Origin of the sequence: Corynebacterium sp. HMSC062E11 (genome assembly GCF_001811845.1) — a bacterium.
Classification (GTDB): Bacteria; Actinomycetota; Actinomycetes; order Mycobacteriales; family Mycobacteriaceae; genus Corynebacterium; species Corynebacterium hesseae.
In genome coordinates this window covers 28,065-54,133 of the sequence record NZ_KV806835.1, presented here as the reverse complement: position 1 = coordinate 54,133, position 26,069 = coordinate 28,065, and the positions used below count along the sequence as shown (strand labels likewise).

The window sequence follows — 26,069 nt, the reverse complement described above, 5'->3', positions numbered from 1 at the left end:
TCGCGAGCCTGCTGTTCAGCGTTCTCCTGTACGCGCTGGGCTGCTTCGCGGGCTTCTTGCGCCTGCTTGAGGTCTGTTGCTGCTTGCTCGCGGTCACGCTCGATCGCGTCCATGTCCCGGTGCACGGAACGCCGCTTCACTTCCACTTCATTCTCGCGGCTGGCAAGGTCCCGCTCCCGGTCTTGCTGTTCTGCATAGCGGTCAGGACTGAGCGACTCATCGTGCCGTTCAGACACATCCAGCTCCACCGGATAACCCAGCGCGTACATGTGCTCTCGGAGTCCGCGCTGCGCGTCGATGAACTTCTGGTTTCCGCTAATCTGTTTTCCCTTTTTGGGTCCAGACTTGTACCGCACTGACTCATCGGTGTTGTACGCGATGCCGGGCCTGCAGCGGAGCTTTGACGGATCTTTCGGGTCAGGGGAGAACGTATCCGCCTGAAACTGAATATGCGGCGTGGACTCGTCGAAGTTCATGTCCCCGCCGGCGACTGCTTCGATCCCTCCAGGGATGAAGTTCTCCGCGAGCCAACGCATCGACTCTTCGAGGTACTCCTTCGCCTCGTCGTAGTCGCGCGCTACCAGCCGTGCTCGCTTCACCTCACGGCCGTCCACGGTGCTGGTGTAGAAGTCGGGGACCTCCACACACATCGACTTCGGCAGATGTACGACGAACAATGACGTTTCAAAACTGTTCTTTTGTACACGCACTCCGTCCATCCGGGCGCCTTGGTAATCCAAGACTTCCTCGACGGACGTTGCGCGGCGGAACGTACCGTTCCCGTCGTTGACGAACGGTACGTTCAGATGCGCGTCGGCGACGACAATGTTTGAGTTCATTGCGGCCTGGTGCATGAGGTCTCTCTGATCGAGTTCCCTCATGCATTCGCGGAGAAGACGCATACGGTCTCCCCGCGTGTCTCCGCCGCAGTTATCGCGGCGTAGATGGCGCAGATTGAACGCTGCGCGTCCCTTCTGCGCTGTAGATGTCTCCGACATATCGTGTACCTCCTGTAGATGTGTGCGCGTACACGGAGCCTCTGCTAACGCCCCTCCATGTACGCGCACACATGACGAACTTCAATTTTCTGGGTCCCCTAAGAATCGTTCGGGTCCCTTAGCTACGCCGTCCCAAACGATTCTACCCCAAAAAATTGAAGTTCTTTAGCCCCCTAAAGACCTCAGTCTAACCCCCTCGCAAGCTCGGATAACTGAGGTCTCACGGGGGCGCCTGCAGCGGGCAATACAAGCGGCGGAAAACCCTCCCTACTCGGTCGCGTTTCCCGCCGCTTTTTTTAAAATAAGATGCCCCGGTTGAACACCTTTGCAAGGCGTTCAACCGGGGCAAGAAAAGGAATGTCACTCGTTCTTTCTACGAGAGCTTGAGCTATTCCGCCTGGTTAACTCTTTAACGAACTCAAAGGCGCTCTCCGCCATGACTCTTTGCTTTGTCACGGCTTCCTTCGCCTCCTGCTGGTCGCGGTATGCCTGCATATAGAGAGCGACATAAGGATCTTTTGAACGCTCTAGGGGGACCGCAACCTCCTTTGGCATTGGTTCGTTCCAAGATGGGAGACTTTGGGCTTCCTCCAAGGAGAGGTTAGGGGGCCCAAATACACGCTCATAGTCCTGCAGAGCCCCGAAGGATTGATCTAGCTTTTCCACCTTGCGCTTGGTCTTAGCCATCGTAGTTTGCAGGTTGTGTGCTAGAACCTGCAGTTTGGTGATTTCTTCGTTTGAGAACACCGGTTTGTCCTTTCATTTTCAATTACGTTGTGATGGGCAACACGCGCGGGCGCGCGTGTTGCGCCAGGGGGTGCGCGTTGGCGCTCTAAACGAATCATGAGGCTGCACCCCCTGCGGTGATTGCAGCGAAGATCTGCTGTAGTTCGTCGTCGGTCACTGCGGTAGTTACCCAAGTGCCCCGGTTAATGACCGCTACAGCTTCGTCGGCGTTGAATACCTTCTGTTCAAGACTGACGCCGGTACCGTTGCCCACCAGTACGGCGCTGTAGCGCTGTAGGCGCTGCGGCATACCCACCGGAAAACTGTCGTTGTTTTCGCTTACTACACGGATGACGTCGCGGGTGTTCGCAGAAATCCGTACTTCGAGGTTCCTACGGTCTTTGTCGTCCGTACCGGGCCAATTCCATACGTAGGTTTTGCCGTTGCTGCTGACGCATAATTGTCGCGAATTGGCCGGTTCTCCGGCGACAAGTGCGCCGTTGGCTACTGCGGTGCTTACCGTCGTTGCTGAGCTGTTTAGCGCGCCTGTAGTGCGTGTTGCGCAGCCGCTACGGCTGTAGCTGAGTCCCGCAAGGTAGTTCGTGTACGTACCGTCAGAGTCCTGCACTTGCAAAATGCGGTGTTGCTGGCCGTCTTCGCTGCCGTCGAGCAGCCAAGCGCGCGGCGGCGCGGTGGGGTTCGCGCAAATTGCCGTGCAAAGGAAATCCGTACGCGAAAAATACGCGTTCGGCTTAGCATCGGCGGCGGCAAAATCCATCGGCGGCGGGTTGATGCGCGAGGTGCGCGCCGTGACCTGCTGGCCTGCGTCAGCGAAATCAGCAAGTAGCGTGTCGGCGTCCTCCGTCGGCGTGGCTGGGTTGCCATAGAGAATCTGCTTGATGACGTCTACGACTGGGGCGACTGTTCGCGATTCAATTTCTCTGATAACCGCTTCGCGCTCGTCTGGGTCAGCGATATTGTCAGCCCTACGGCGCAGCTGTTCTAGATTCTGCGAAAGCGGGCCAATCGTGATGTAGTCGAAGTATTCGCGTGTGCCGTTGAAGAATCCTTTATTCAAATAGATTGTGTACTGGCCTTTTTCGACCTTGATGAGAATCTGGAATCGGCGGTATGCCTGTGATTCGTCTTCGGCCATCTGAGGACGACCGAAACGATCCGTGTACGTTCCGGCGAGACCCGACAGGAAATCATCTGGGGTAGTCGCAGCAGTGACGATGTTGAGCTGCTGAATGGGATACGTACGGCCGTACTTGATATTGGCCGAAAGGCGGCCGTCGCCAGGTTGCCTGAACGGCGCAAACATGCGGAATACGTTTCCTCTATTGCCGCAAGCCTGAATAATCGAGCCGGCGCGGGCGTCTTCCCAAACAACGCACTCCTCACCGTCGTAGCCGTCAAAACCGACATTCTCGCCGCCGATTTTGAATATCAGAAAACCCAGTTTGCGCGGAAGCGGGCCGGTCATCAGGTCTTTTCCTGTACCGCCGTCACCAAAGACAAGGATGTTTACAACTCGTGGCGGCAGGGGTGCGTACTGCAAGTAATCGCCGCGCAGCTTCGCGAGATGCGCGAGCATTCCGCGCTTGACGTAGAGATGTAGGTACTTTTCGCGCACTTCCGCGAGCGTCATTTTTCCTTGCGCGAACAGCGCTGATACTTCATCGACGTTAACTTGCTTCTGCTGCGCGCGGCGCTGAGCGTCTTCATCGAACTTTTCCCAGAGGTCTGGCACATTGGTGACTACTTCGCTGCGGTCGTAGGTCTCCTTGTCTGCCTGAGCGGGGTCTTCATGCGTCAGATACTTACAGAGCGGCAGAAACGCGCTAGGCGGTTTTCCTTCCACGTACTGCGGCGGAATGCCGAGCGCTTTCGCGACCGCTGCAATCGTCTTGTACGACTTGCATAAAAGCGCAATGTGCCAATGTTCAGGTTTTTCGTCACCGACAGCTGCACCCTTCGGCGGCGTATGCTTCTTCTTGAAGTCCTTGGGCGTGTAGGTGTCGCGGTCGTGGTTGATGTACGCCCACTCCGACATTCCCTTCGGGGCGAGTGCTTTTTGAATGCGCTCTTCCCTGAGCAAATCACCGTAACCGTCGTAAAACGCCTGCTGCGTGATGAAAAATGCCCTGAACTTATTCTTTTCGTGTATGTTCCACTTTCCGCCGAGCCGGTAAGGGCAGTCGTCGGTGCCTACGAGTTGCAGAAGTTGCAGCGACTCCGGCAACGCCGTTACGGTCTGTGGCTCTGATTCCGGCGCTAAAGTTACGTCTTCCGCCGTGAGTTTTTCCTCACACTTTTCAGACTTAGACATCGTGGACCACCGCCAAAAAGCGGGAAAAATAGAAAACGCAGATTTGACGATCTGTGTTTTTCACGGAGGCGCAACACTGTGAACTGCGGAAACGCAAAATTTCGCAGCGGAGTCCGCGGGCGACACACAAGCCCAAGTCGCCCGCGCGCGTTGGCGTTTTTGCTGGTAGTTGCAGGCTTCCACCCTGTGGTTGGTAAAATTCCGTTTGGAAAAAACAGAAAACACAGACCGTATTCGAGAATTCACTTTTCGTGGAAGAATTCCCTGTGAATCTTGGAAAAGCCTGGCAGCCTTGCCGCAGGTGTGGAATTAGTCCTGGCTGGGCGGTGACGGTTCGCGTATCCTTGAAAGTGAGGTCTGTTTTAGTTGGCTCCGCTATTTCCGTAGCGGAGTTTTTTGTTTTCGACATGGCTACGCAACACCACCGATTGTGGGCTGCGCGTCGAGCCAGGCTTCAAGATCGCTGACGCGGTAGAGGATGTGCTTGCCCGATTTGATGTAGCGGGGGCCTCGCCCCTCGGTGCGCCAGTTGGCGAGGGTGCCGCGCGACAGGCCGAGCATCTCGGCGGCGGTTGTGGGCTTCACGGAAAGGCGGGGGCTGTCTTCGTGGATGAACACGATAGATTCTCCTGACATGGAAAATTCGCCCCAGCCTGCGCAGTTTGCGCTTAGGAGCTATTTTCATGCCCGGTTCTAAATCGTTATCCCACTTACTTCGAGGGTGGAACCTCGCTGGCGATATCCGGAAGGCTGCCAACTATTCTAAATCATCCATGATCATTTGAAAAGGGGTGGGAACCATTCATTGAAGGGGAGATCTGTCGTTGAGGACGTACCCCAGTGTGAGCCGTCGTAGGCTGACGGCGCTGCACCGGACTGGAGGGTAGGAGTGGGCAGCCCGCCGTATTCGATTTGGCGTAGGCGATCGGTGAGCTTCTTCTTTAGCGCCTTGAGTCCACGCTTACTGGCAGCAAGTGCACTATCACCTCTCGCAGCCTTAATTGCAGCGCTCAACTCTTCGAGACGAGCGTTGATCTTCCTGAGGTCCCGCGCCAGAGCTGCTCGCTCTGCCTCACGTTCTTCTTCCGGTGTCGCACCATCATCAAGGCGGAGCTGTGCTAGTTCGGGAGAGTCCCAGATGGCGGGGCGTTGTGCGTTCATGTCTCCACTTTACCATTATTCGAACCTATACAAAAGTGGTGCTATAGTCGTGTGCATGGCAAAGAAACAACAAGCGTCACGCGCACCGATTCAACCGGGGGAAGATACTGTTGAACGCGTCTTGGACTCGCGCACGCGAGGGCCATTTGACGAATTTTTCACCGTCAAGAACTGGGAAGGGCGCTCCAGGCGATTCCACGTCCGAGCGGCAACGAAGGGTGAATTTCGGGCCAAGGCCAAGGAGATGATCGACGGTTATCTCAACACGTCTACGAGTGACTGGACGAAGGCGAGGCGAATTACAACCTTCATCGACGAGGTGAGCGCGCCTATCGTGGAGGCCGCGCGTCTGAGGCCCAACACGAAGAAGCGTTACGAGCTGGCGTTATCCCAGCTGCGTAGGCAGTTAGACGGACTGACCATAGGTAATGCCGTGCAGTTTAGGACTCTTGAGAGGGCGCTGCAGGACATTGGCCGAGATCATGGTGCTGAGTCAGCCCGACAGGCACGCACGGTGCTGAGTAAGTACGTTTTGGACCAGCTAATTCGCGAAGGCCTTATTGAGCACAATCCTCTGAGAGGTATCTCCATTGACCTCGGCGATACGCGCAAGGGAAGCAAGCCCACACAGTCTCATGCGCTCACCGACGGACAGTACGACGCAGTGGTTGATCATCTTGTGGAGCGCGACGTATCCGGGCCAATCCCGCCAGGAACAGACAGGCGGCATACCTCTATTAAGAAGCACGAAATCACGGTGGCACTGGCCGTGCTGCAGGCGGGCACGGGCCTGCGTATTAGTGAGGCGCTCGCGCTTACCCGTGAGGACGTAACGGTTACACAGGACTCGCTGGCAGTAACAGTGCGCGCAGAACACTCCAAGACTCACCGAGGGCGCACAGTGCCGATGCTTGATTCACGATGTAAGTGGTTCTGGTTAGAGCGGGTTAAAACAATTGGGTCAGGCGATCCTCTTATCCCAGCACCGGGGGACAAGCACTCGCACTGGCGTACCGACAACGCTGTGAAGGCGTGCGCGGCGCTTTACAAAGACATCGGCGTTCAACTCGAAGACAAGGCTGTCTCTTCTATGAGATCTCACGCCTGGCGCACCGTGCTCAATAACCGTGCAATCGCTCGCGGTGTCCCCGCCGAGATCCGCAGTGCATTCTTCGGTCACACTGAGGCCATGAACGCCCGAAACTACACGGACCTCACCGATGTTTCGGCCATGCAGTCGGCGCTTGAAGGTGGTGCACTAGATGGTGCACTAGAGGGATGATTCTGGATGATTCTAAATGATTTCAAATGATCGAAAACGCCCCTAAACTGCACGGTCAGAAACGAATAACGCCTGATAGGCTCGAATGTAGTCCGATAACCCAGAGGTCGTAGGTTCGAATCCTGCCCCCGCTACCAACTTCCCGCCCCTACCAGTGGAAACACCGGTAGGGGCCTTTTCTGTTTTGTGCTTGAATCGCCATTTGGGGCTTTGAATCCTGCACCACGTAGGACTTCGCCGCTCCCCCCAAGCCATGCACTTAGAAAGTAAAATCTTCTCGCTGTACGGTATCGTCGGTACGCTCAAAGATCGAAGCGCAGGATTACAAGGACTACATTCTCGGCTTCATCTTCTATAAGTTCCTGTCCGACCAAGTAGAGCAGTTCATGCTCAATAACGACGCTGAACCGGAAGACCTGCCCGATGCGCTCGTTGAGACCGACACTGACACCGTGGCCCTGGTGCGTAACAACTTGGGCTACTTCCTCACTTACGAGAACCTGTACTCGACGTGGCGGGACATGGGTAACGACTTTTCCATCGCTCACGTGCGCGACGGCCTGGCTACCTTCAAGCGCAACATCGCCCCGGAGCACAAGCACGTCTTCGAGGGCATCCTTAACACCCTGGACACCAGCCTGTCGAAGCTGGGCACAACCGACGCTGCCCGTACCTCAGCCATCAAGAAGCTACTGGACCTTATCGATGACATCCCCACTGATGGCAAGCAGGGCTATGACGTGCTGGGATACATCTACGAGTACCTCATCGAGAAGTTCGCGGCTAACGCGGGCAAGAAGGCAGGCGAGTTCTACACCCCGCATGAGGTCTCGCTCATTATGAGCAACATCGTCGCTGACCACCTCAAGGACCGCGACGAGATTCAGATTTACGACCCGACCTCCGGCTCTGGCTCCCTGCTGCTTAACATCGGCCATGCCGTCGCCAAGCGCATGGGGGACCCAGACCGTATTAAGTACTTCGCCCAGGAGCTGCGCGAGAACACCTACAACCTCACCCGCATGAACCTGGTCATGCGCGGCGTGAAGGCGGACAACATCGTCGCCCGCAACGGTGACAGCTTGGCCCATGACTGGCCGATGTTCGACGAGTTCGACCCGGTACAGACCTACCAGCCGCTCTATGTGGACGCCGTAGTCTCCGACCCGCCCTACTCCCAGAAGTGGGAACCCGAAGGCAACGAGGCTGACCCGCGATTCGCACGGTTTGGTCTAGCTCCGAAGACCAAGGCCGACTACGCCTTCTTGCTGCATGAGCTGTTCCACGTCAAACCCGACGGTATCCTCACCATCGTCCTGCCGCACGGCGTGCTGTTCCGTGGCAGCTCGGAGGCCGACATCCGCCGCAATCTCATCGAGGCCAACCACATCGATGCCATTATCGGCCTGCCTTCCAACATCTTCTACGGCACCGGTATCGCGACCATCATCATGGTGCTCAAGCAAGAACGTGACCGCGATGACGTGCTGTTCATCGACGCCTCGCAGGGCTTCATCAAGCAGGGTAAGTACAACCACCTGCGTGCCCGCGACATCCAGCGCATCGTCGATGCCGTCCGCAACCGCGTTGACGTGCCACACTTCGCTAAGGTCGTGACCCGCGACGAGATTCGTGCCAACGACCACAACCTCAACATCCCGCGCTACGTGTCCGCCACCCTGCCGCCAGAGTCTGTAGACCTGTACGCCACCATGCACGGCGGCATCCCCACCAGTGAGATTGCCGCCTTGGAGCACTACTGGACCGCCCTACCGGGACTGCGTGAGGCGCTGTTCACCGAGAAGGTAGAAGGCTACGCGGAGCTGAAGACCGCCAACCTGCGCGAGACCATCGACAAGCACCCTGCAGCCCAGGCACTGCGTAACCAGGTTGACGCTGCACTATCCGACCTCCCGGAGAAGCTGCACGCGCTGCTGGTGGACGGCGCGGCTACCGTGCCCATTACCACCACCGAGGACCAGCTTAAGGCAGACCTGTTCGACCGACTCGACCCTGTACCGTTGGTTGATGCCTACGAGGGCTACCAGGTACTGCATGACAGCTGGGTCAAAACCGCCGGTGACCTAGAAGTCATCCAGACCGAAGGCTTCGATGCCCTGCGGGTCAACCACCCCGTGATGGAGTGGAAGACCAAGGAAAAGAAAAAGGTCTATGTCCAAATCGGATGGGACGGGCGCGTTGCTCCCAACGAGTTGGTGCAGACCTTCTACCTGGCGCAACAGAAGGACCAGGTAACGCAGCTAAGTCGCGACGTGGACACAGCTGTATCTGAGCTAACACAGCTTGTCGAGGGCTTAAGCGAAGTCGACAAGACCGACCTGACCGAGATACTTAACGACAAGCAGGACGCCTTCAAGAAGACCGAGCTGAACAAGGCCATCAAGGACCTGCCGAAGCTGGCCAAGGGCGAGACCTGGCCGGAGGACAGCACTGAGGCTGCCATGCTCAGCGCCAAGGCACTTATCGCCCAGCGGGACAAGCTCAAGAAGAACCTCAAGGCTGCGCAAGAGCAGTTGGAGAAAGACACCTACGCGACCATTGAAGCGCTTACCGAAGCGCAGGTCGATGAGGTGCTCACCGCCAAGTGGATTACTTCACTTATGGATGACCTGCGCGAAATCCCTGGTCACGTGCTTGCAGGCCTGGCCGGCCGCGTCCAGGCGCTGCACGACAAGTACGCCGTCGCGCTGACCGACCTCGACGTGAAGATTCGCGAGACGGAGCAAGAACTCGCTGGCCTACTGAGCGGGCTTACCGGCAACGCCGCCGACATGCAGGCCGTGGCTGCACTCCAGGAGCTGCTGGGCGGTGGTCGCGATGCATAGTCACAACGTGCCCGCACTGCGCCTGGAGGGCTTCGATGGTGAGTGGGAATTGAAAGCCATTGGAGACCTCAGCGAAAGGACTTACGGTGGCGGTACGCCATCTAGCGATGAACCGGGCTACTGGTCCGGGGACATCCCTTGGATTCAATCCTCTGATGTTGCGGAGCAGGGGGTCGCCCCGGTCGCCCCTCGTAAGCACATCACCGAGGAAGCTATTTCACGCTCTGCTGCTATGCAGATTCCTGCCGACTCTGTTGCAGTCGTCACTCGTGTTGGCGTTGGCAAGGTCTCTTTTATGCCGTTCCCTTACGCCACCAGCCAGGACTTTGTATCGCTATCAGACCTTTCCGGTGACCCTGAATACATCGCTCTTACTGTTAAGCGGCGTATGGAGGGACTCGCTGACCAGCTGCAGGGTAGCACCATCAAAGGTATCACGAAGACTGAGCTGTTCAATCAGGCTGTTTATTTCCCGCCCGCTCTCGAAGAACAGTAGGCCATCGGCGCTATCTTCACCAACCTCGACGATGCCATCAACCAGCACACCAAGAAGCACCAGGCCCTGCAGCAGGCCAAAACTGCTCTCATGCAACGGATGTTCCCGCAGGAGGAGGGGCAGACGGTGCCGGAGTTGCGGCTGGAGGGCTTCGACGGTGAGTGGAAGACGACAACACTGGGTGAACTCGGCTCGTTCAAGTCAGGCGTCGGATTCCCGGAACGTGAACAAGGCGGGGAAGCAGGCCTACCTTTCTACAAGGTATCGGACCTCTCCGCACCAGGGAATGAGCTGCAACTGCGCTCCGCCAACCACTATGTGACGGAGGAACAGATTGTTCGTAATCACTGGGTGCCTGTAACAGCTGTACCTGCGATTCTGTTCGCCAAGGTTGGTGCTGCTGTCTTCCTAGGGCGCAAAAGACTCGCTACCGATACATTCCTCCTCGACAACAATCTCATGGCGTTTTCCTTGGACACCAAATCTTGGGATGTTCAGTTTGCCGATACCTACCTCAAGACGGTGGACCTGACCCGATTCACTCAGAGCGGTGCTTTGCCGTCACTGAACGCCCGTCACTTGGCAGAGGCGGCGGCTACCATTCCACCCACCCTTGAAGAACAACAGGCCATCGGTGCAGTGTTCACACGGCTGGACACGCTCATTGCTACCGAGGCCAAGTACATCGAGTCCCTTAAGCAGGCCAAGGCGGCGCTGCTGCAACGGATGTTCATCTAAGGAGCAGCTATGACCACACCATTTCGTTCTGAGGCTGAGTTCGAGGCGGTACTCATCGACCTGCTAACCCGCCACGGCTGGAGCAAGGAGTTGCTGCGCTTCCCGACAGAGCAGCAGCTCATCGACAACTGGGCGAACATTCTTTACGCCAACAACCGGGGCCGTAACCTGCTTGGCGACGTGCCGCTCACCGAGGGCGAGATGGCGCAAATCATCGAGCAGGTCAACAACCTGCGTACGCCGCTGGCGCTCAACGAGTTCATCAACGGTAGCACCGTGACCATTACCCGAGATGCACCGCAGGCCGCCAACTTCGGCTCTGAGGTTAGCCTGAAAATCTACGATCGCCTAGAGATTGCCGGTGGCCAGTCGCGCTACCAGATTGCCGTCCAGCCGCGCTTCCAGACCGCCAATGAGCTGCTGCCCACCCGACGTGGCGACTTGATGCTGCTCATTAACGGTATGCCGGTCTTCCACATCGAGCTGAAGCGCTCCGGCGTGCCGGTCTCCCAAGGTGCGAACCAGATAGCCAAGTACGCCCACGAGGGCGTCTACCAGGGAATCTTCTCACTGGTGCAAATCTTCGTCGCCATGACCCCAGAAGAGACGATCTACTTCGCCAACCCGGGCGCAGGCAAGTTCAACCCGGACTACTTCTTCCACTGGGCAGACTTCAACAACGAGCCGCGAATCCGGGCTATCTGGAGCGCTGGGTCGTGCGCGCGGATGAAGTTAACCCGGACGGCGACGTCGCGCTGTCGCAGCAGGCGGTCGACGAGTTCGTGATGGCGCCGTGCGTCCGCTGCGGTTCGGAGCTGCTCAAGCCGGACGTCGTCTACTTCGGCGAGCCGGTTCCGGTGGAGCGGCGGGACGCCGCGCGTGCGCTGCTTGCGGACTCGCGCTCGCTGCTTGTCGCCGGTTCGTCGCTCGCCGTGATGAGTGGCTATCGCTTCATGCTCGACGCGCTCAAGCAGGGCAAAGAGGTCTCTGTGGTGAACGGCGGCCCCGGACGCGGCGACCCGAAGGCGACGACGCTGTGGCGCACGCAGGTAGCGCCGGCTTTTGATGAGCTACTGGATCTGCTTGATGTGTAAGGCTGGGGTACGGCAGGCCTAAAGCTTCTCGAAGTACATGACTGCGGTGTCGGTGTTTTTCTCTGGTGCCGGGGGATCGGTCTGCTTGCCTCGCCACAGGGGGCTGATGCCTGGCATGAACCAGGCGAGCAGGGCAACGAGAACCGCGATGACGATGGCGGCGGGAGTTGCATATTCGAGCGGCACGAACCAGTATCCGGCCGCGCACAAGGCGATGATGATGCAGACCCACAAGGGGACTAGGACGCCGAGGTTGAGCCGCCGCGTGGCGCGGTATTCGGCCCAGTCTTCGCCGGGGAAGCGAGTGCGCGCTTCGGAGCGAATCCGACGCGCGGTCTTGTGCTGTTGCAGCACCGAGGCGATGAGGGTGAAGGCCACGCCGGCGCCTGCAACGAGCATGTCTGCGGTGACGGCTCCATAAGCTGCAATCGCGAGCGCGAGAGACAGCGCAAGGCGCTCGGAGACGCTGAGAGGTAGCCCACGCGTGGGGTCTACGTCGGGATACAGATTTTTGAAGGCGCTGGTAGACGACGATGTCATGACCGAATGAGGGTGTCCTTTGTTGGGGGTTGCTTACCTAATCTAGGTTAGTATAGCCTATACAAAACTGCTTAGGTATGTGTAGCCTAACTTCTGATTCTTTTTGTTCATCGCATCAATACTTCATGAGGACTCTCTCCGTGATTCTCCGTCGAATATTGGGCACTCTTGCTGCCAGTACTCTCATCGCACTCCCTTCGGTCGCGCTCAACGCTCCTGTCGCCTCGGCTGCCGGCACTTGCTCCTGGAATTGGGGCATTAAGCAGTCCTACCGAAGCTATATCCAAGGCCAAGTCGCCAAGGGCCAGTGGGAAACGGACGGCATTGGTTTTACCGGTTCCGAAACCGGCGCAGACGGTGCTTTTACCTTCACTCCGGGCAAGGCTTCCGTAAACGGCGATACCGTCACCGTCCCCTTCGGCGGCGTCATCCACTTCACTGGACACAACTACGGCGGCGACGATCTGTTGGATATGACGCTGACAGACTGGCAGATTCAGGCCTCCGGCAACCGGGCGGCGATCGTGGTGGATTACGTCTCTTATGAATCTGACATGGTGGATAAGTCCGCACGCGGCCCGCAGATTACCGGCGATAACGTGGTCATCGCGGGGATCGATCTAGATCAACCCGTCGACGCGTCCGCGCACACGCTCGACCTTTCCGGCGACGTCACGCTCACCGACGAAGGACACAAACTCTTCATTGCCTATGAGTCGGGACAGTCGATGGACCCCTCGTCAGGGACCGTGGCCACGGATGGCAGCTGCGGCGGGTCCTCTGGCGGTTCAGGCAGCGGTTCGAAGTCCTTGGGGACAATCTCGGGCACGTTTACTGGTCGCAATGCAGAAGCCATGGCGATTCTGAAGGAAACGAACGACACCATGAATGGCCTGACCACCTTCATGGGCAACACGGAGTCCTTCCTAGACCAGCTAGAATCCTTCCGTTCTCGCACGGAAGCCGCCACGGGCACGACCACCAGCACTACCACTAGCACCACGAGTGGTTCAGGCGCGTCGGGAGCCAACACTTCGGGCACCGCGAGCCCTTCGGGTGCTTCGGGTAGTACTTCGAGCACTTCGGGTAGTACTTCGGGCAGTACTTCGGGTACTTCCGGCACTACTGGTGCTACTGGAACCACAAGAACCGCGCGGCCACAGGACCCCGGGTCCGCGGCTAGTGATGGGCAGTCAGAAACCTGCGTAGCCACGGGCGTGCAGGCTGCGACCGCCGAGTGGGGTGTCAAGAAGTCCTTCCAGTCGTATATCACCGGCTCCATCGCCAAGGGCGCCTGGACGCTCGACGGCGTAGGGTACGACAACTCGCGTTTCCAGTTCACGGGCACCGGCGGAGATGTGGATACTGCGGCGCAGTCAGGTTCCATCCGCTACGGCGGCGCTATGCATTTTACCGGCCACAACGGAGTCCTCGATCTCAATATCGCGAACCTGGAAGTCCGGTTCAACGGGACGAGCGGTCAACTCATCGCCGACGTGCGTTCCTCCAACATGGAGGGCGAGCGCAAGGACTTTGGACGCACGGTGCTCGGAGACGTGTCGTTTAGCCTGCTCGACGTGAGTGACTCCGCCGTCGACGGCGAAGCCACCGTCACGCTGACCGCAGCGGGCAATGATGCGTTCGCGAATTTCTATGAGCCGGGCACGACCCTTGATCCGCTTTCGTTGCATGCACAACTTGGCGGATCCGGGGACTGCGCCGGGGCGAGCGGAACTACGGCACACACTGGTGCGGCGACGACCTCCGGCGGTCAGAGCGCTGCGGCGGCAAAGCGGGCGGCATCGGAAAGCTCTGCGGGAGACGGCCCGCAGGCCGCGGCCGGCACGAGCACGTCTGGTTATGAAGACGGCAGCGGCAACTTCCAGATCAAGAAGGCCGCGGCCGCGGGCTCCTCGCCGGAGGCGAGCACGTGGCTCCTGCTGCTTATCGCAGGCCTCGCCATCGCCGGCGGTTCCATGGGCTCCGTCGTCCTGCGCAACCCGGCGTAGCGCACCCCTTGTTACCCAAGACTTGAGAAAGGATACGTTTCGCATGAAACGACTTTTGGTGGCGTTGGCGTGTGTCTTCGCCCTCACAGGGTGCGGCGTCCAAGGCGCCTATGAATCCCAAGACGCGCAGCTGCGCGACGCCCTCCCAGACGCGCAGTCGGCCAAAGACCCGCGCTCGTTTACGGGTGTGTCGAATGTGACGGACTTCGAGGATGTCGTCGTGGTGGCGGAGTCGCCTACTCCCGCGCTGCCGGTAGAGCTCACGGATGCTGACGGCTACGACGTCTCCGTTACGGATGTGTCCCGAATCGTGGCATTGGATCTCTACGGTACGTATACGAAAACCCTCGAGGGCCTAGGGCTTACGGACAATATCGTGGGTCGCACGGTGTCGTCGACGGAAAACGCTATCGCCGATCGCCCCGTCGTGACCCAGGGCGGACACAACATCAACGTGGAAGCCGTGCTCGAACTCCGGCCCACGCTGGTCATCGTCGATCATTCGATCGGCCCACGCGACGCCATCGACCAGATTCGCGCCGCAGGGGTGACCACCGTGGTCATGGAGCCGAAACGCACCATTGACTCGGTGGCCGAGGACATCACAAACCTGGCCGCGGTCGTGGGTCTGCCAGACGAAGGCGAAACGCTGGCCAACCGCTCCGTCGAAGAAATCGAAAAAGATAAGGCGGCCATCGCAGACATCGTGCCGGAGGAGCCAATGCGCATGGCGTTCCTCTACGCGCGCGGCAACGGCGGCATCTTCTTCATCATGGGAGAAGGCACGGGTGCCAAGGACCTCATTGAGGGTGTGGGCGGCGTAGACCTCGGCACCGAATACCACCTCTCTTACGCCGAACCTGCCAACGCCGAATCTTTGGCAAAGATTAACCCTGAGGTCATCATCATGATGACGGGCGGCCTGGAGTCGACCGGCGGCGTCGAAGGCCTCCTCGAGCGCCCCGGCATTGCACAAACCACCGCGGGCCAAAAGCAGCGGATCGTGACCATCCCAGACGGGCAATCGCTCGCCTTCGGGCCCTTGACCGGACAGACCCTTCTCAAACTTGCGCAGGCAATCTATGACCCAGACAATGCTTAAACCGGCGGCCCCCACGGAGGTTTTCGCTCGGCGCTCCCGCCTGCGGGTTGGTGTATTCGTATCGCTTGGGGTGCTGCTTGGTGTCGCCTTCATCCTGTCGCTTGCGCTGGGGCAGTACTACGTCGCGCTGGGTGACTTGGTGCAGATTATGGCCGCGGGCCCTGGCGGTGGCTTGACGGCCAACGTCGTGTGGCAGATCCGCCTGCCGCGCATTCTGCTCGGTTTCTTGGTCGGCGCGTGCTTGGGAGTGGCGGGCACGCTCATGCAGGCCGTGTTCGCCAACCCGCTGGCTGAGCCCTCCATCGTGGGCGTGACCTCCGGTGCCGGTGTAGGCGCGGCCGTGGTAATCGTCTTTAATATCTCCGTCCTGGGTACCTTCACGGTGCCGCTCGCGGCGTTTGCTACGGCGCTGCTGGTTACCGCGCTGATCTACCAGTTGGCGCGCTCACGAGGGCGTGTGGCGGTGGTCAATCTGATCCTGACCGGCATTGCTATCAACGCGGTGTGCAACGCCATCATCTCCTTCATGATGTACCTGGCGCCTACCGCGAACCGCGAGCAAATCATCTTTTGGCAAATGGGTTCGCTCAACGGTTCCCAGTGGAAACACGTGTGGGTGGGCCTCCCCATCGCCCTCCTCGGGATGGCCATTGCGCTGCGTCTTGGCCGCCAGCTAGATGTGCTCGCGCTGGGCGAGCGCGCCGCGGAACACACTGGCGTCGACGTCAAGCGACTGCGCATTATCGCCATCGCTGCCTCGGCGATCCTTACCGCCGGCGCAGTTGCTTTCGCCGGACTTATTGGGTTCGTCGGCCTTATCGTGCCGCACCTGCTGCGTACGATCATCGGCCCAGAAAACAGGGTCTTGCTGCCGGCCTCTGCGGTGGCGGGCGCCGTACTCATTGGCTTTGCCGACGTCGCTGCGCGCACGCTCATTCCTTTCGCCGACCTTCCCATCGGTATCTTTACCGCGCTCGTGGGTGGCCCCACCTTCTTCGTGCTGTTGCGCCGGATGATGAAGAAGGGAATGCATTGATGATTAACGTTGCGAATCTTTCCGTTTCGATCGGCGAGCGGAACCTGCTTTCCGATGTCTCCTTTGTCGCCCGCCCAGGGGAGGTCACCGGCCTCATCGGCCCGAATGGTGCGGGCAAGTCCACGCTGCTGGCGGCCATCGCCGGCGATATTGATTACACCGGTTCCGTTTCCCTCGTGGGGCAGGATCCGGCGGTGTCCTCCCCAGGGGCGTTGGCCCGTGCGCGTGCGGTGATGCTGCAGGACGTTACTGTGTCCTTCCAGTTTCTCGTGCGTGATGTAGTGGCCATGGGCCGGCGCCCTTGGGAGGGCACCGCCAGGCAGGCCGAGGACGACGCGATCATCGACGCAGCGCTTGCGGCGGTGGATGCGACGCACTTGGCCGGCCGCGATATTGCCACGCTCTCTGGCGGGGAGCGTGCGCGTGTGGCGTTGGCCCGTGTACTGGCGCAGCAGACCCCGGTGATTCTTCTCGATGAGCCGACTGCGGCGCTGGACATCCGCCACCAAGAACAAGTCTTGGGATTGGTGCGCTCGATCGCGGCGCAGGCTGGAGTGGCGGTGCTGGTGGTACTCCACGATTTGGGCGCCGCTGCGGCCTATTGCGATCACATCGTGTGCCTAGCAGACGGGGCAGTTGCCGCCGCCGGCCCGGTGCGCGAGGTCTACACCGACGAGATTTTGTCGCAGGTCTATCGCTGGCCCATCCAGGTGAGCAAGGCAGACGGCCACATCTCAGTCCATCCCGCGCGATGTCAGGTCGCCGATCCCGAGCAGTCTTTTGTCGATCTACTTAAGGAGTCTTAACTCATGCGTATTGTCTCTTCTTCTCTCGCGCTGGCGCTGACCGCCTCGGCGCTGACCGTTCCGGCAGCCTTTGCTGCCGATGCCCCCACCTGCGCCCCTGGCCAGACCCTGGAGACCCGCATTGTCTCCGGAACTGTGAATTGGGGCATCAAGGAATCTTTCCGCAACTACATCACCGGCCCCATCGCGAGGGGTGGGTGGACCACGTCCGGCGCGGTAACGCAGGACGAGGGTAACAAAGGCGGAGCAGACTTTCAGTTCCACTTCGAGGTGGATCCTTCTGCGTCCTCGGTGAGCCTGGGCGAAGACGGCACCGTCACGAAAGCCGATATTCGAACCAAGGATTCGACGCTGGAGTTTGAGGGCCACCACGGTGCGCTGTACACCAAGATGCTCTCGCCTTATGTCCTCACGGAGGCAGGGCAGGCAAAGGCGGGCACGTCCTACGAGGGCTACTACGTGCCGGGCAAGGGCATGACGGAATACACCCCGGAGGACCGCACGGAAGAAAACAAGAAGTCGGGCACGGATACCTTCGCTGAGGGCAATGCCGCATGGTCGAAGGACGGCGATATGCTCACGCTGAATGCGACCGACGTGACGTACAAGCCGAAGGCGGGTACCTACTACGATCGCGAGTCGAAGATCCAGCACATCGAGGGTATCGACGTGATCTTCATGGGCATGTACAACGAGAGCTACAAGCCGGAACTTGATGATGCACAGGTGACCTTGAAGACCGCGTCCGAGTGTGTGGGTCCTGCCGATGAGGGCACCGAGACCACCCCAGGGGAGCAGGACGAGCCGGGCCGCGACGAGCAGGGCAAGGACCAGGCAGGAGACCAAGGAAAGACTCCTGAGAAGGACCCAGAGAAGAAGCCGGAAAAGGGGCGGGATCAGAACCAAGGCGGCACGGATAACAAGGGCGAAGAAGGCTCTTCTTTTTCCAACGTGTGGAATATCGTGTTGGCGCTGACCGCTCTGGGCGGCATGTTTGCGGTCATCGGCGGCGCCATCGTGCAGTCCGGCGTTCTTAATCCCCTGCTGGCGCGCCTGCGTTAGCGAACCTGCACGGGTCTATTCCGAGTCGGCGTGACCCGCGTTGGCAAGGGCGTGGCTTTGGGCGTCGTGAGGATTGTCCAGGGTGGGGGAGAGCTGTTTGAGCACCGTGCGCACGATGGCGCGCACGCGCTTGTCCATGGGCATATCCATGTGTGAGACGACGGCGCGTTTGTCGACGTCTTGCACATAGACATTGCGCACCGTTCCGTCGGGAGTGTCGCCGGGATCCAAGAAACAGGTTTCCGGCGGCACGACGATGGAGTCTTGCTTAGTGGCCACGCACGTGTAGCTCACACCGGGGGCCAGGTCACCGTTGCGGTTGAGCTCCTCCAGCGTCGCGCTGCCCACGATTTGTTCCATGCCGGCTGGGCCGAAGTAAGCGTCGATGATGGAGCGCATGACGTGTTCTTGGCGGCGGCTGGAAATCAACGAGCTGACGATTCCACCTTGGGTGGTGCCGTGGTTGGGCGCCGACAGGCAGATGATGTGGCGCACGCGGTCCACCGCATCGTGGTTATGCATCCAGTAGCGGGCGACGATACCGACTTGAGAGTGTCCGATGAGCACGACCTGTTCCGCGCCGGTGACGGCTTGGACCGCGTCGATATACGCGCCGACCTGATCGGCGGAGGCGGCGATGGGGCCGGTGGCGCGGGCGCCATAGTCCGGTGCGAACACGGTCCAGCCGTCCTCGCGCAGCTCGGAGCCGAGCAGCTGCCATACGCCTTTCGTATCCGTCGTCCCGTGGATGAGAATGATGGGCCATGGGTGGTCTTCATCCGGGCGCGCTGCCCAGTCGTCTTCGAAAACGCCGCGTGGCTTCAGGCGTGCGCCGAGCGGTAGCGATGCCAGGCGTGCCGCGGTCTCTGCCTCGTGGTCGTCGCCTGCGGACCCGCGTGGATGGCGAAAGTCGAGGTCGAAGAAGCTGCGGCGCTCGGCACGCAATAGCTCGGCGATTTCGTCGGCCACTTCCTCGCGCAAGGCGTTAGCGGGCGCAGGGGTGGTAATGCCGTGGCGCGGAGAGTCTGAAACTTGTTCCGCCGCCGGTGTCTCCGGCAGGCCTTCGGTGGCGTCGTAGCTGACGGAAGGGGGAGTCGGGTCTGAACGCCAGAACCGCCCGAGTCCCTCGGAGATGAGGGTTTCGAGTTCTTTGAGCGGTTCTTTGAACGAATCTGTTGCCATAACTCTCATCCTATTTCGTGCCGCGATACATTAATTTTTCGGAATTATTAGTGGTAACGGTGATATTTCGCGGGATCGCGGGAGAAAGTTCTCGTTCCCCCTTGACCATCCAACTAAAGGTTTATAAACTAAGCCTTGCCTAATCACGGGCGGTTGCTTACTAGGAAGGTCGCGCTCCACTTCCTTCTCACGGTAAGTGCCGAAAGATTAGTCATGGGGAGAAGGCCCGTCAGCGCGCAGCTGACGGGCCTTCGTTTATCTCTGGAAGTGGTAGTTGGGGGACGAGCCCAAATTCCTGCGCCTACCGGCGTGCTCGCGAGCTTTCGCTACGTCTTTTCTTCCCCCGCGCGCCTGCGCATGGAAGTCTTCGGCGGCCTCGCCGTCGCCCTCGCGCTTATCCCCGAGGTCTTAAGCTTTTCGATCCTGGCGGGGCTGGATCCACGCGTTGGACTCTTCGCGTCCGTCATCATGGCAATCTCCATCTCCTTTACTGGTGGTCGTCCTGCCATGATCTCCGCCGCGGCCGGCTCGGTCGCGTTGGTCATTGCTCCCTTGTCTGCCTCCCACGGTCTGCAGTACGTCCTCGCGGCGGTGCTGCTGGCGGGAGTCCTGCAGATCGTTCTCGCTTTCCTCGGGGTCGCCAAGCTCATGCGTTTTATCCCGCGCTCCGTTATGACTGGCTTCGTCAACGCGTTGGGCATCATGATGTTTACCGCGCAGCTGCCGCACCTCATGCACGTCCCGTGGATCGTCTATCCCCTCGTGGCGCTCGGTGTGGTCATCATGCTTCTGTGGCCGAGGCTCACGGAGGTCGTCCCCGCCCCGCTCATCACGATCCTCGTCATCACAGTGCTCGTCGTCGTCTTCCGCTGGGACATTCCGGACGTCGCGGACCAAGGCGAGCTACCCACGAGCCTGCCGGGCTTCGTTTTCCCTGACGTGCCGCTCACGCTCGACACGCTCACGCTCATCGGCCCGTACGCGGTAGGCGTGGCCCTCGTCGGCCTCATGGAGTCGCTGCTCACAGCCAAACTTGTCGACGACATTACGGACAGCCACTCGGATAAAACGCGCGAGTCCCTCGGTCAGGGTATTGGCAACGTCCTTGCGGCGAGCATCGGCGGCATGGGCGTGTGTGCGATGATTGGCCAGACGATGATTGGCGTCAAAGCTTCTGGTGCTCGCACGCGCCTGTCGAGCCTGCTCGCTGGCATCTTCCTCCTCATTCTCATCCTTGTGTTGGGCGATACCGTGGGTGCGATTCCCATGACTGCGCTTGTCGCCGTCATGATCCTCGTCGCCGCGGACACGGTGGATTGGCACTCGGTGCGCACCATCCACCGCATGCCGCTGTCGGAAACGCTGGTCATGCTCGTGACGGTTGTGGGGACATTGGTTACTCACAACCTGGCGGTCGGCGTCATCGCCGGCGTGCTCACGGCCATGATTGCGTTCGCGCGTCGCGTCGCGCACCTCACCCAGGTCGAGCTCGTTGCTTCCGATGCCACCCGCGCCGCGTACCGCGTCACCGGCCAGCTTTTCTTTGCTTCGTCCAACGACCTTGTCTATTCCTTTGACTACACGCTGGGAGTCTCTGAGGTCGATATCGACATGTCGGCTGCGCAGGTATGGGATGCCTCGACTGTGGCGACGCTGGATGCGGTGCGTGAGAAATACGCGCAGCGCGGCGTGACCGTGGATATTCGGGGTCTTGATCCGGTCAGTCAGCAGCGCCTCGACCGGCTCTCGGGCAATTTGGGGGACTAAAACCTGGGGGAGAGATGTGCGCTGAGCATGGGGGTGCGACGATTAGTCATACTTTCGGTCGAATATGCGTCACTGTGGGCATGAAGTATGGCATAGGTCTTGATATGTAAGGCTTGCCTTGTTTAGACTATCCACATTAAGGTTAGGCAAGCGTTACTTAATCAGGAGGAATTTGGCCATGACCGTTGCCATGACCACGACGCCGCTTTCGCAGATGCTGCGTGAGGAAACCGCGCGAGCGCACGCCAGCGCAGAGGGCTCAGATTTTATGACCCGCTTGATGGCGGGTGAGCTCAGCGCAGAGGCACTCGCCACCTTTACTGGGCAGTTGTGGTTTATCTATGAGGCGCTTGAGCGCGCGGTCCGCACGGTAGCGGATACTCGCATCGCCGGAGCGGTGGCCGACCCCCGGTTGGAACGCCGCGATGCGCTGGAACTCGACCTCGCGGAAATGTACGGCCCGCAGTGGCGCGACGAGGTGCGTATCCTTCCCGCCACCGCACGCTACGTCGCGCGCCTGGAATCGCTCGATACGCCGGGATCGGAGCCCCGGGTCGTTGCTCACCACTACGTGCGCTACCTTGGCGATATCTCGGGTGGGCAGGTTATTGCCGCGCGCCTGGGGGCTCTCTACGGTATCGACCCGGATGCGCTCAATTTCTATAACTTCGCGGCGATTGGCAAGATTCCGCCCTACCGCAGCGCGTACCGCAAGGCGCTCGACGAGCTCGCGCTTTCTGATGCCCAGCGTGCCGCTCTCATCGCCGAGGCACAGGCCGCCTTCGCGTGTAACTCGGCAGTCTTCGCCGAGCTAGCGAAGCTGTATCCGGGCGCAGCGTAGCGCCGGGTTCACTATTTCCTCTCTTCCCCCTTCTTGTTTTATCTGTATTTCTAAAGTGACCTGGAGGTCTGTCGCGTGAAGAAAATCTCTTCTGCTTCTCTCGCATCTGCTCTTATCGTCTCTGCAATGGCTGTTCCGGCTACTGCTGCAACGCAGGACCTGACGGCGGGTACATTCGCCTGGCCCATCAAGACCTCATTTATGGAGCATCTTGCTGGCCCAATGGCAGCTGGCCGTTGGACGACCACGGATGGGGCGACGTATAAGGACAATCAGCTGCTCTTTCCGGTCAACGTCGCTGAGACGACGTTAGATGCGGACGGCAACGGCACCATCGTCCTTGACGGTTCGGCGCATATCGTGGCCTACAAAGGCCTGGGCGCGGGCGGCTCGGCCGGCCTCGATCTCACCTACTCAGATCTCAAGCTGCAGGTGCAAGGCACGAAGGTCGAGCTCGTTGGAGACTACGTTTTGTCCGGGGATCCGGGCGATAAGGGCGCGCAGGTCGACAGGGATGGCGATGATGACGTGCTGGTCACGTTCACCCTCGATGCCCCCATCGCGGTTGGGACCGATGTGAGCGCGCAGGATCGCCAGGCCACCGCGGGTGCAGGCCTGGAGGGCTCGCTACTGCGCTATAAGGAAGGTCAGATACTTGAGGGCGGCGACGTTGATCTCGTGCTGGACTTCGCTGATGGCAAGGATGCCGGGGTAGTCGAGGGGCATAAGTCGACGGGACTTGCCCAGGCTTCCGCGCAGTTGGGAACGCTGAGCTCGGAGGAACCGTCGAGCGAGGGTATCGGCATCCTCGTGGGGGTGATTGCGGGCGTTGTGGCGCTCGTGGGTACCGCGGTGGCAGGGATGCCTTTGGTGCTTGATGCGCTCAAGCGGGCGGGCATCCGACTCTAGTTCGATTGCTTCCGTTTGTGTGGATTCGGGCGTTGATCAGGTTGCGGTAACTTAGGTTACCGTGACCAAAATTGTCTTTGGCCTGCATGTTTGGGAACCCTAACCTAGCTAGCGGCATTTTTGAATATCTGTATTATGGGAGACTATACCGCCGGAAACCCGTTGGATAGCCGTCGGAAAAGACAGAAATTTACCTATTGAACAGGTACCGAAAGGCAAGGATATTCAATGAACGAGAAGCTGCAGAGCCTGCTGAACGCACAGGTTATTAACGAGCACGGCGCCGCCCTCATCTACACCCAGCTGGCCTACGAGATGGATGATCTTTCCTTCCCGGGCATGCGTGACTGGTTCTACGCTCAGGCTGCGGAGGAGCGCGAGCACGCTCAGAAGTTTGCCAACCACCTCCTCGCACGCGGTTACCGCGTGGAGCTCACCGATGTCCCGGTTCCGTCTGTGAAGGCCGCGACCCCGCTCGACGCTTTCGAGGCTGCCTACGCACACGAGCAGAAGGTCTCCGAGCAGATCCGCGAGATCGCTCGTACCGCTGATGAGGTGAAGGACCTTGAGTCCCGCCAGATCGTGAACTGGTTCCTCGACGAGCAGATTGAGGAAGAGGACACCGTCACCGAGATTATTGACCAGATCAAGCTCGTGGGCAACGATGGCTCCGGCCTCCTGCGCATCGACGCCACTCTGGGCTCCCGCGCAAAGTAGTCACGCGTGGCCATCAAGGCCTAGCTAATACACAAAGGTCAAGGGACAGTGACCATGCGGTAACAAACCCATCAAGATTGTCCTAATATCTCCCACCAACCCCATGGTTGGTGGGAGACTGCGTTTTATATGTCTATGAAGCAGAAAACCTGGACCGTGGTCGTGCTCCTCGCGCTCGCCGTCGCCTTGGGCGTCGGCATGGCGTTGAGCAGTACGCACGTTGCGCTCGGCACTTTTCTGCTTGGTGCGGCACTCATGCTGGGGCCCTTCGCGGGGGCGGGTCTCTTTCTTTTTGCTGCGCTCATCGCGGTGAGCCTGCCGCAGAAGTCCATTGCGTCAGTCGGCGGCGCGCTCGTGCTTGCCGCCGTGGGCTTGGTGATCTTCACGCCGCTCGGCATCATTCCGGACGCCATTGTGCCGCTGTATGCAGGAGGCGCGGCGCTGGGTGCCGTGGCGGTGCTGCTCGTGCCCACGGGGCTGCCCGGACGCTTGTTCCGTTTCTAGAACTCTGTCGTTTTGGGACGAGTCTGCGCGGCTTTCCGTAGTCTGGATGTATGTCGACGTATCTTTTCGATTTCTACGGAGTCTTGCTCCGTCATCGCCCACCGGAGCCGAAGGAGGCGCTGCTACGTCTCGTCGGTGCCGAGGATCCGGCCGCTTTTTGGACGGCGTATAACGAATTGCGCCCGGCCTATGACGCGGGCGTGGTGAGCGACGAACGCTGGTGGCGCCAGATGCAGGTGCGCCTAGGCCTTCCGGACTTCGATATCTCTGAGGCCGTCGCTCAGGACTTCGAGCCGTGTACGGCGCCGGACCTCGACGTCGTGGGGTCGCCCAGGAGTTGCTTGGCGCGGGCAATGCGGTGGGCGTGCTGTCCAATATTCCGGTGGGACTCGGTCGTATGGTGCGCGAGCGCAACGACTCGTGACTCAAGGAATTCACCGCCGTGGTGCTCAGTGGCGAGATTGGCGTGGTCAAGCCCGACAAGCGGGCCTTCGACGTGGCGATGGACGCGTTGGGTGCGAGTGCGAAAGACACACTCTTTATTGATGACACCCAGGGCAACGTCGACGCAGCACGGGCGGCAGGGCTGCGCGGGTATCTCTACGACGGCAACCTTGCCGAACTGCGTGCGGAGTGCGGGCTGGCCTAGGCGGCGCGCACCTTCGCGGTGTTCAGCTCAAGCGGCGTGCGCAGGAGCGGGTCGAGCGCGACGGCGCGGGCGATGGAGCGGACGATCTCCTTGTGGTTGGGGATCATGCGCAGCTCCGTCGCGGACGCGAGATCGGGGTCGAGCTCGCCGCGTGCGGCCGAGGCAAAGAGCTTCGGCGCGGTGGGCACGTCGTAGAAGGCGGAGCCGGCGATGACCACGGTGTCGGGGCGGTGGGCATCGATAAGCTGGGCCGTAAGGCGGCCGAGGTCGGAGGCGCGCTGGGCAAGGACCGAGGGGGGCATCGGCAGCCTCAGCGAGACGGGGCGCAAGCGCGGCGTTGACGAGGGTGTCGCGTGGGTCGGCGCCGTCGAACTGTGGGAGCTCGATGGAGGCAACGCCGTCCTCATCGGACAGGGCGGCGCCAATCGAGTCATCCGCGAAGAGGACGAGCGTGCGGGCTTCGTCGCCGAGAGGAGCGGCCTGCGTCTCCGAAGCGAGGATGGCGGGCACGGCCGGGGTGACAGTGACGGGGACGCCGAACTGGAAGTCGAGGCGTCCTGCGATATCCATGCCGTCCCAGCCGAGGTTGGCCGCGTGGACCTTGCCTTCTTCGTCGACGGAGCCGGAGGTGGTCACGCCGACGGAAACGAGTGTGCGGTCGACACCGGTGGTGAGCCGGTTGACGCCAGCGATGACGTGCTCGACGAAGTCATCGGGGCTGAGCTTCGAGACCGGGGTGGGAACGTTGTCTTCGCGGATAATGCGGCCGCGGGTGTCGTAGAGGCCGATATACGTCGAGGTGGTGCCGACCGCGATGCCGGAAAGGAGCCAGCCGTTATCGGAGGCCTCGAGCGGAACCGTGGGGCGGCCGCGACCTTGGGAGCGGGTGAGGTCCGTGCGCTCTTGGATGAGGCCGGCCTTGAGGAGAGCGGCGGTGGCGCGGGTGATGGTGGGCTGGGACAGTCCGGTGGCCTCCACGAGCTCGCTGCGCGTGATGATGGGATTGAGGCGTACGAGGTGGAGACGGGCCTGACCCCCGGACAGTGGACACGTCGGGGGTTAGCTATGCTGCTTGGGTCAGTGTAGCTGATGTGAGTGCTTCGAAGTCATCGGGGGCTAGAAGGTTGCACCAGGAATGCCGTCTGCGCGTGTTGTAGCGCATGCACCATCGAAAGACTTCTTGGCGGCAGACGATGGGATTGTCAAAGACTTTCCGATCACGCAGGACTTCACGCTTTAAGGTGGCGTTAAATGATTCTGCCAGGGCATTAT

23 protein-coding genes and 3 pseudogenes are annotated in these 26,069 nt (G+C 60.0%); 17 read left to right on the top strand and 9 right to left on the bottom strand.

Annotated elements, in window-relative coordinates; translation table 11 throughout:
- From HMPREF2822_RS13560 to HMPREF2822_RS11435, 5 genes and pseudogenes are all read right to left on the bottom strand, one after another.
- A pseudogene (locus HMPREF2822_RS13560) lies at positions 1–902 on the bottom strand (hypothetical protein); the annotation flags it as partial.
- A 456-nt stretch (positions 903–1,358) separates the two neighbouring features.
- Positions 1,359–1,745 carry a hypothetical protein gene (locus HMPREF2822_RS11450; RefSeq protein WP_070524736.1) on the bottom strand — a complete coding sequence of 129 codons (387 nt, stop codon included), beginning with the start codon at positions 1,743–1,745 and terminating at the stop codon, positions 1,359–1,361.
- Between the two features lie 94 nt (positions 1,746–1,839).
- Entirely contained in the window at positions 1,840–4,056 is a 2,217-nt protein-coding gene (locus HMPREF2822_RS11445; protein ID WP_070524734.1) for a hypothetical protein, read from the bottom strand.
- 411 nt (positions 4,057–4,467) lie between these two features.
- Positions 4,468–4,692: a helix-turn-helix transcriptional regulator gene (locus HMPREF2822_RS11440; protein WP_083306851.1), complete on the bottom strand. Its 225-nt coding sequence runs from the start codon at positions 4,690–4,692 to the stop codon at positions 4,468–4,470.
- Between the two features lie 141 nt (positions 4,693–4,833).
- Entirely contained in the window at positions 4,834–5,217 is a 384-nt protein-coding gene (locus HMPREF2822_RS11435; RefSeq protein WP_070524729.1) for a hypothetical protein, read from the bottom strand.
- A gap of 55 nt (positions 5,218–5,272) precedes the next feature.
- Here HMPREF2822_RS11435 and HMPREF2822_RS13100 point away from each other — a divergent pair, with 55 nt between their 5' ends.
- The 6 genes and pseudogenes from HMPREF2822_RS13100 to HMPREF2822_RS11410 all read left to right on the top strand — a co-directional run.
- Positions 5,273–6,499, top strand: a complete 1,227-nt coding sequence (locus tag HMPREF2822_RS13100) for a tyrosine-type recombinase/integrase (RefSeq protein ID WP_232755699.1) — start codon at positions 5,273–5,275, stop codon at positions 6,497–6,499.
- A 305-nt stretch (positions 6,500–6,804) separates the two neighbouring features.
- Positions 6,805–9,345 (top strand): annotated as a pseudogene (locus HMPREF2822_RS11425) (type I restriction-modification system subunit M); the annotation flags it as partial.
- Between the two features lie 7 nt (positions 9,346–9,352).
- The gene (locus tag HMPREF2822_RS13745) at positions 9,353–9,841 is read left to right on the top strand and encodes a restriction endonuclease subunit S (protein WP_232748495.1); all 489 of its coding nucleotides are present in this window, start codon (positions 9,353–9,355) and stop codon (positions 9,839–9,841) included.
- Between the two features lie 90 nt (positions 9,842–9,931).
- Complete coding sequence (locus HMPREF2822_RS13740) at positions 9,932–10,579, top strand: restriction endonuclease subunit S (protein ID WP_227485839.1); 648 nt, start codon at positions 9,932–9,934, stop codon at positions 10,577–10,579.
- A gap of 9 nt (positions 10,580–10,588) precedes the next feature.
- The gene (locus HMPREF2822_RS11415) at positions 10,589–11,365 is read left to right on the top strand and encodes a type I restriction endonuclease (RefSeq protein WP_070524725.1); all 777 of its coding nucleotides are present in this window, start codon (positions 10,589–10,591) and stop codon (positions 11,363–11,365) included.
- Positions 11,263–11,673: pseudogene (locus HMPREF2822_RS11410) on the top strand (Sir2 family NAD-dependent protein deacetylase); the annotation flags it as partial. The gene HMPREF2822_RS11415 and the pseudogene HMPREF2822_RS11410, both read left to right, overlap by 103 nt.
- Before the next feature lie 18 nt (positions 11,674–11,691).
- Here the strand turns inward: HMPREF2822_RS11410 and HMPREF2822_RS11405 are convergent.
- Entirely contained in the window at positions 11,692–12,213 is a 522-nt protein-coding gene (locus HMPREF2822_RS11405) for a hypothetical protein (RefSeq protein ID WP_070524723.1), read from the bottom strand.
- A 125-nt stretch (positions 12,214–12,338) separates the two neighbouring features.
- Between HMPREF2822_RS11405 and HMPREF2822_RS11400 the strand changes: the two genes are divergently transcribed.
- Genes HMPREF2822_RS11400 through HMPREF2822_RS11380 form a run of 5 tightly spaced genes read left to right on the top strand, consistent with a single transcriptional unit; the run spans position 12,339 to position 18,228 of the window.
- Positions 12,339–14,222 (top strand): HtaA domain-containing protein, encoded by a 1,884-nt coding sequence (locus HMPREF2822_RS11400; protein WP_070524721.1) that lies wholly within the window; start codon positions 12,339–12,341, stop codon positions 14,220–14,222.
- 43 nt (positions 14,223–14,265) lie between these two features.
- A complete protein-coding gene (locus tag HMPREF2822_RS11395) occupies positions 14,266–15,324 on the top strand; it encodes a heme/hemin ABC transporter substrate-binding protein (RefSeq protein WP_070524718.1) in 1,059 nt (352 codons plus the stop codon).
- On the top strand, positions 15,305–16,360 hold the full coding sequence (locus HMPREF2822_RS11390) for a FecCD family ABC transporter permease (RefSeq protein WP_070524716.1): 1,056 nt from the start codon (positions 15,305–15,307) through the stop codon (positions 16,358–16,360). Before HMPREF2822_RS11395 ends, HMPREF2822_RS11390 begins: the two co-directional genes overlap by 20 nt.
- Complete coding sequence (locus tag HMPREF2822_RS11385) at positions 16,360–17,166, top strand: heme ABC transporter ATP-binding protein (protein ID WP_070524714.1); 807 nt, start codon at positions 16,360–16,362, stop codon at positions 17,164–17,166. The genes HMPREF2822_RS11390 and HMPREF2822_RS11385 overlap by 1 nt, the downstream gene beginning before the upstream one ends.
- A gap of 3 nt (positions 17,167–17,169) precedes the next feature.
- Positions 17,170–18,228 carry an HtaA domain-containing protein gene (locus tag HMPREF2822_RS11380; protein WP_070524713.1) on the top strand — a complete coding sequence of 353 codons (1,059 nt, stop codon included), beginning with the start codon at positions 17,170–17,172 and terminating at the stop codon, positions 18,226–18,228.
- Positions 18,229–18,243: 15 nt separating this feature from the next.
- On the opposite strand, the gene HMPREF2822_RS11375 is transcribed toward HMPREF2822_RS11380, so the two are convergent.
- On the bottom strand, positions 18,244–19,419 hold the full coding sequence (locus tag HMPREF2822_RS11375; RefSeq protein WP_070524711.1) for an esterase/lipase family protein: 1,176 nt from the start codon (positions 19,417–19,419) through the stop codon (positions 18,244–18,246).
- Positions 19,420–19,767: 348 nt separating this feature from the next.
- Here HMPREF2822_RS11375 and HMPREF2822_RS11370 point away from each other — a divergent pair, with 348 nt between their 5' ends.
- The 6 genes from HMPREF2822_RS11370 to HMPREF2822_RS11345 all read left to right on the top strand — a co-directional run bounded on the left by HMPREF2822_RS11370 (position 19,768) and on the right by HMPREF2822_RS11345 (position 24,797).
- Positions 19,768–21,177 carry a SulP family inorganic anion transporter gene (locus HMPREF2822_RS11370; protein WP_070524759.1) on the top strand — a complete coding sequence of 470 codons (1,410 nt, stop codon included), beginning with the start codon at positions 19,768–19,770 and terminating at the stop codon, positions 21,175–21,177.
- A gap of 178 nt (positions 21,178–21,355) precedes the next feature.
- Complete coding sequence (locus tag HMPREF2822_RS11365; protein ID WP_180963879.1) at positions 21,356–22,018, top strand: biliverdin-producing heme oxygenase; 663 nt, start codon at positions 21,356–21,358, stop codon at positions 22,016–22,018.
- 126 nt (positions 22,019–22,144) lie between these two features.
- Positions 22,145–22,927, top strand: a complete 783-nt coding sequence (locus HMPREF2822_RS11360; RefSeq protein ID WP_083306853.1) for an HtaA domain-containing protein — start codon at positions 22,145–22,147, stop codon at positions 22,925–22,927.
- Between the two features lie 228 nt (positions 22,928–23,155).
- Complete coding sequence (locus HMPREF2822_RS11355; RefSeq protein WP_070524707.1) at positions 23,156–23,644, top strand: ferritin; 489 nt, start codon at positions 23,156–23,158, stop codon at positions 23,642–23,644.
- A 135-nt stretch (positions 23,645–23,779) separates the two neighbouring features.
- Positions 23,780–24,148, top strand: coding sequence for a hypothetical protein (locus HMPREF2822_RS11350; protein ID WP_083299238.1), 369 nt, complete (start codon positions 23,780–23,782; stop codon positions 24,146–24,148).
- Positions 24,149–24,590: 442 nt separating this feature from the next.
- On the top strand, positions 24,591–24,797 hold the full coding sequence (locus HMPREF2822_RS11345) for an HAD-IA family hydrolase (protein WP_070524703.1): 207 nt from the start codon (positions 24,591–24,593) through the stop codon (positions 24,795–24,797).
- 27 nt (positions 24,798–24,824) lie between these two features.
- On the opposite strand, the gene HMPREF2822_RS11340 is transcribed toward HMPREF2822_RS11345, so the two are convergent.
- Positions 24,825–25,775 carry an ROK family protein gene (locus HMPREF2822_RS11340; RefSeq protein WP_319803317.1) on the bottom strand — a complete coding sequence of 317 codons (951 nt, stop codon included), beginning with the start codon at positions 25,773–25,775 and terminating at the stop codon, positions 24,825–24,827.
- 85 nt (positions 25,776–25,860) lie between these two features.
- Positions 25,861–26,069: integrase core domain-containing protein (locus HMPREF2822_RS13095; protein ID WP_083306850.1), on the bottom strand; the 209-nt coding region annotated here is incomplete at its 5' end.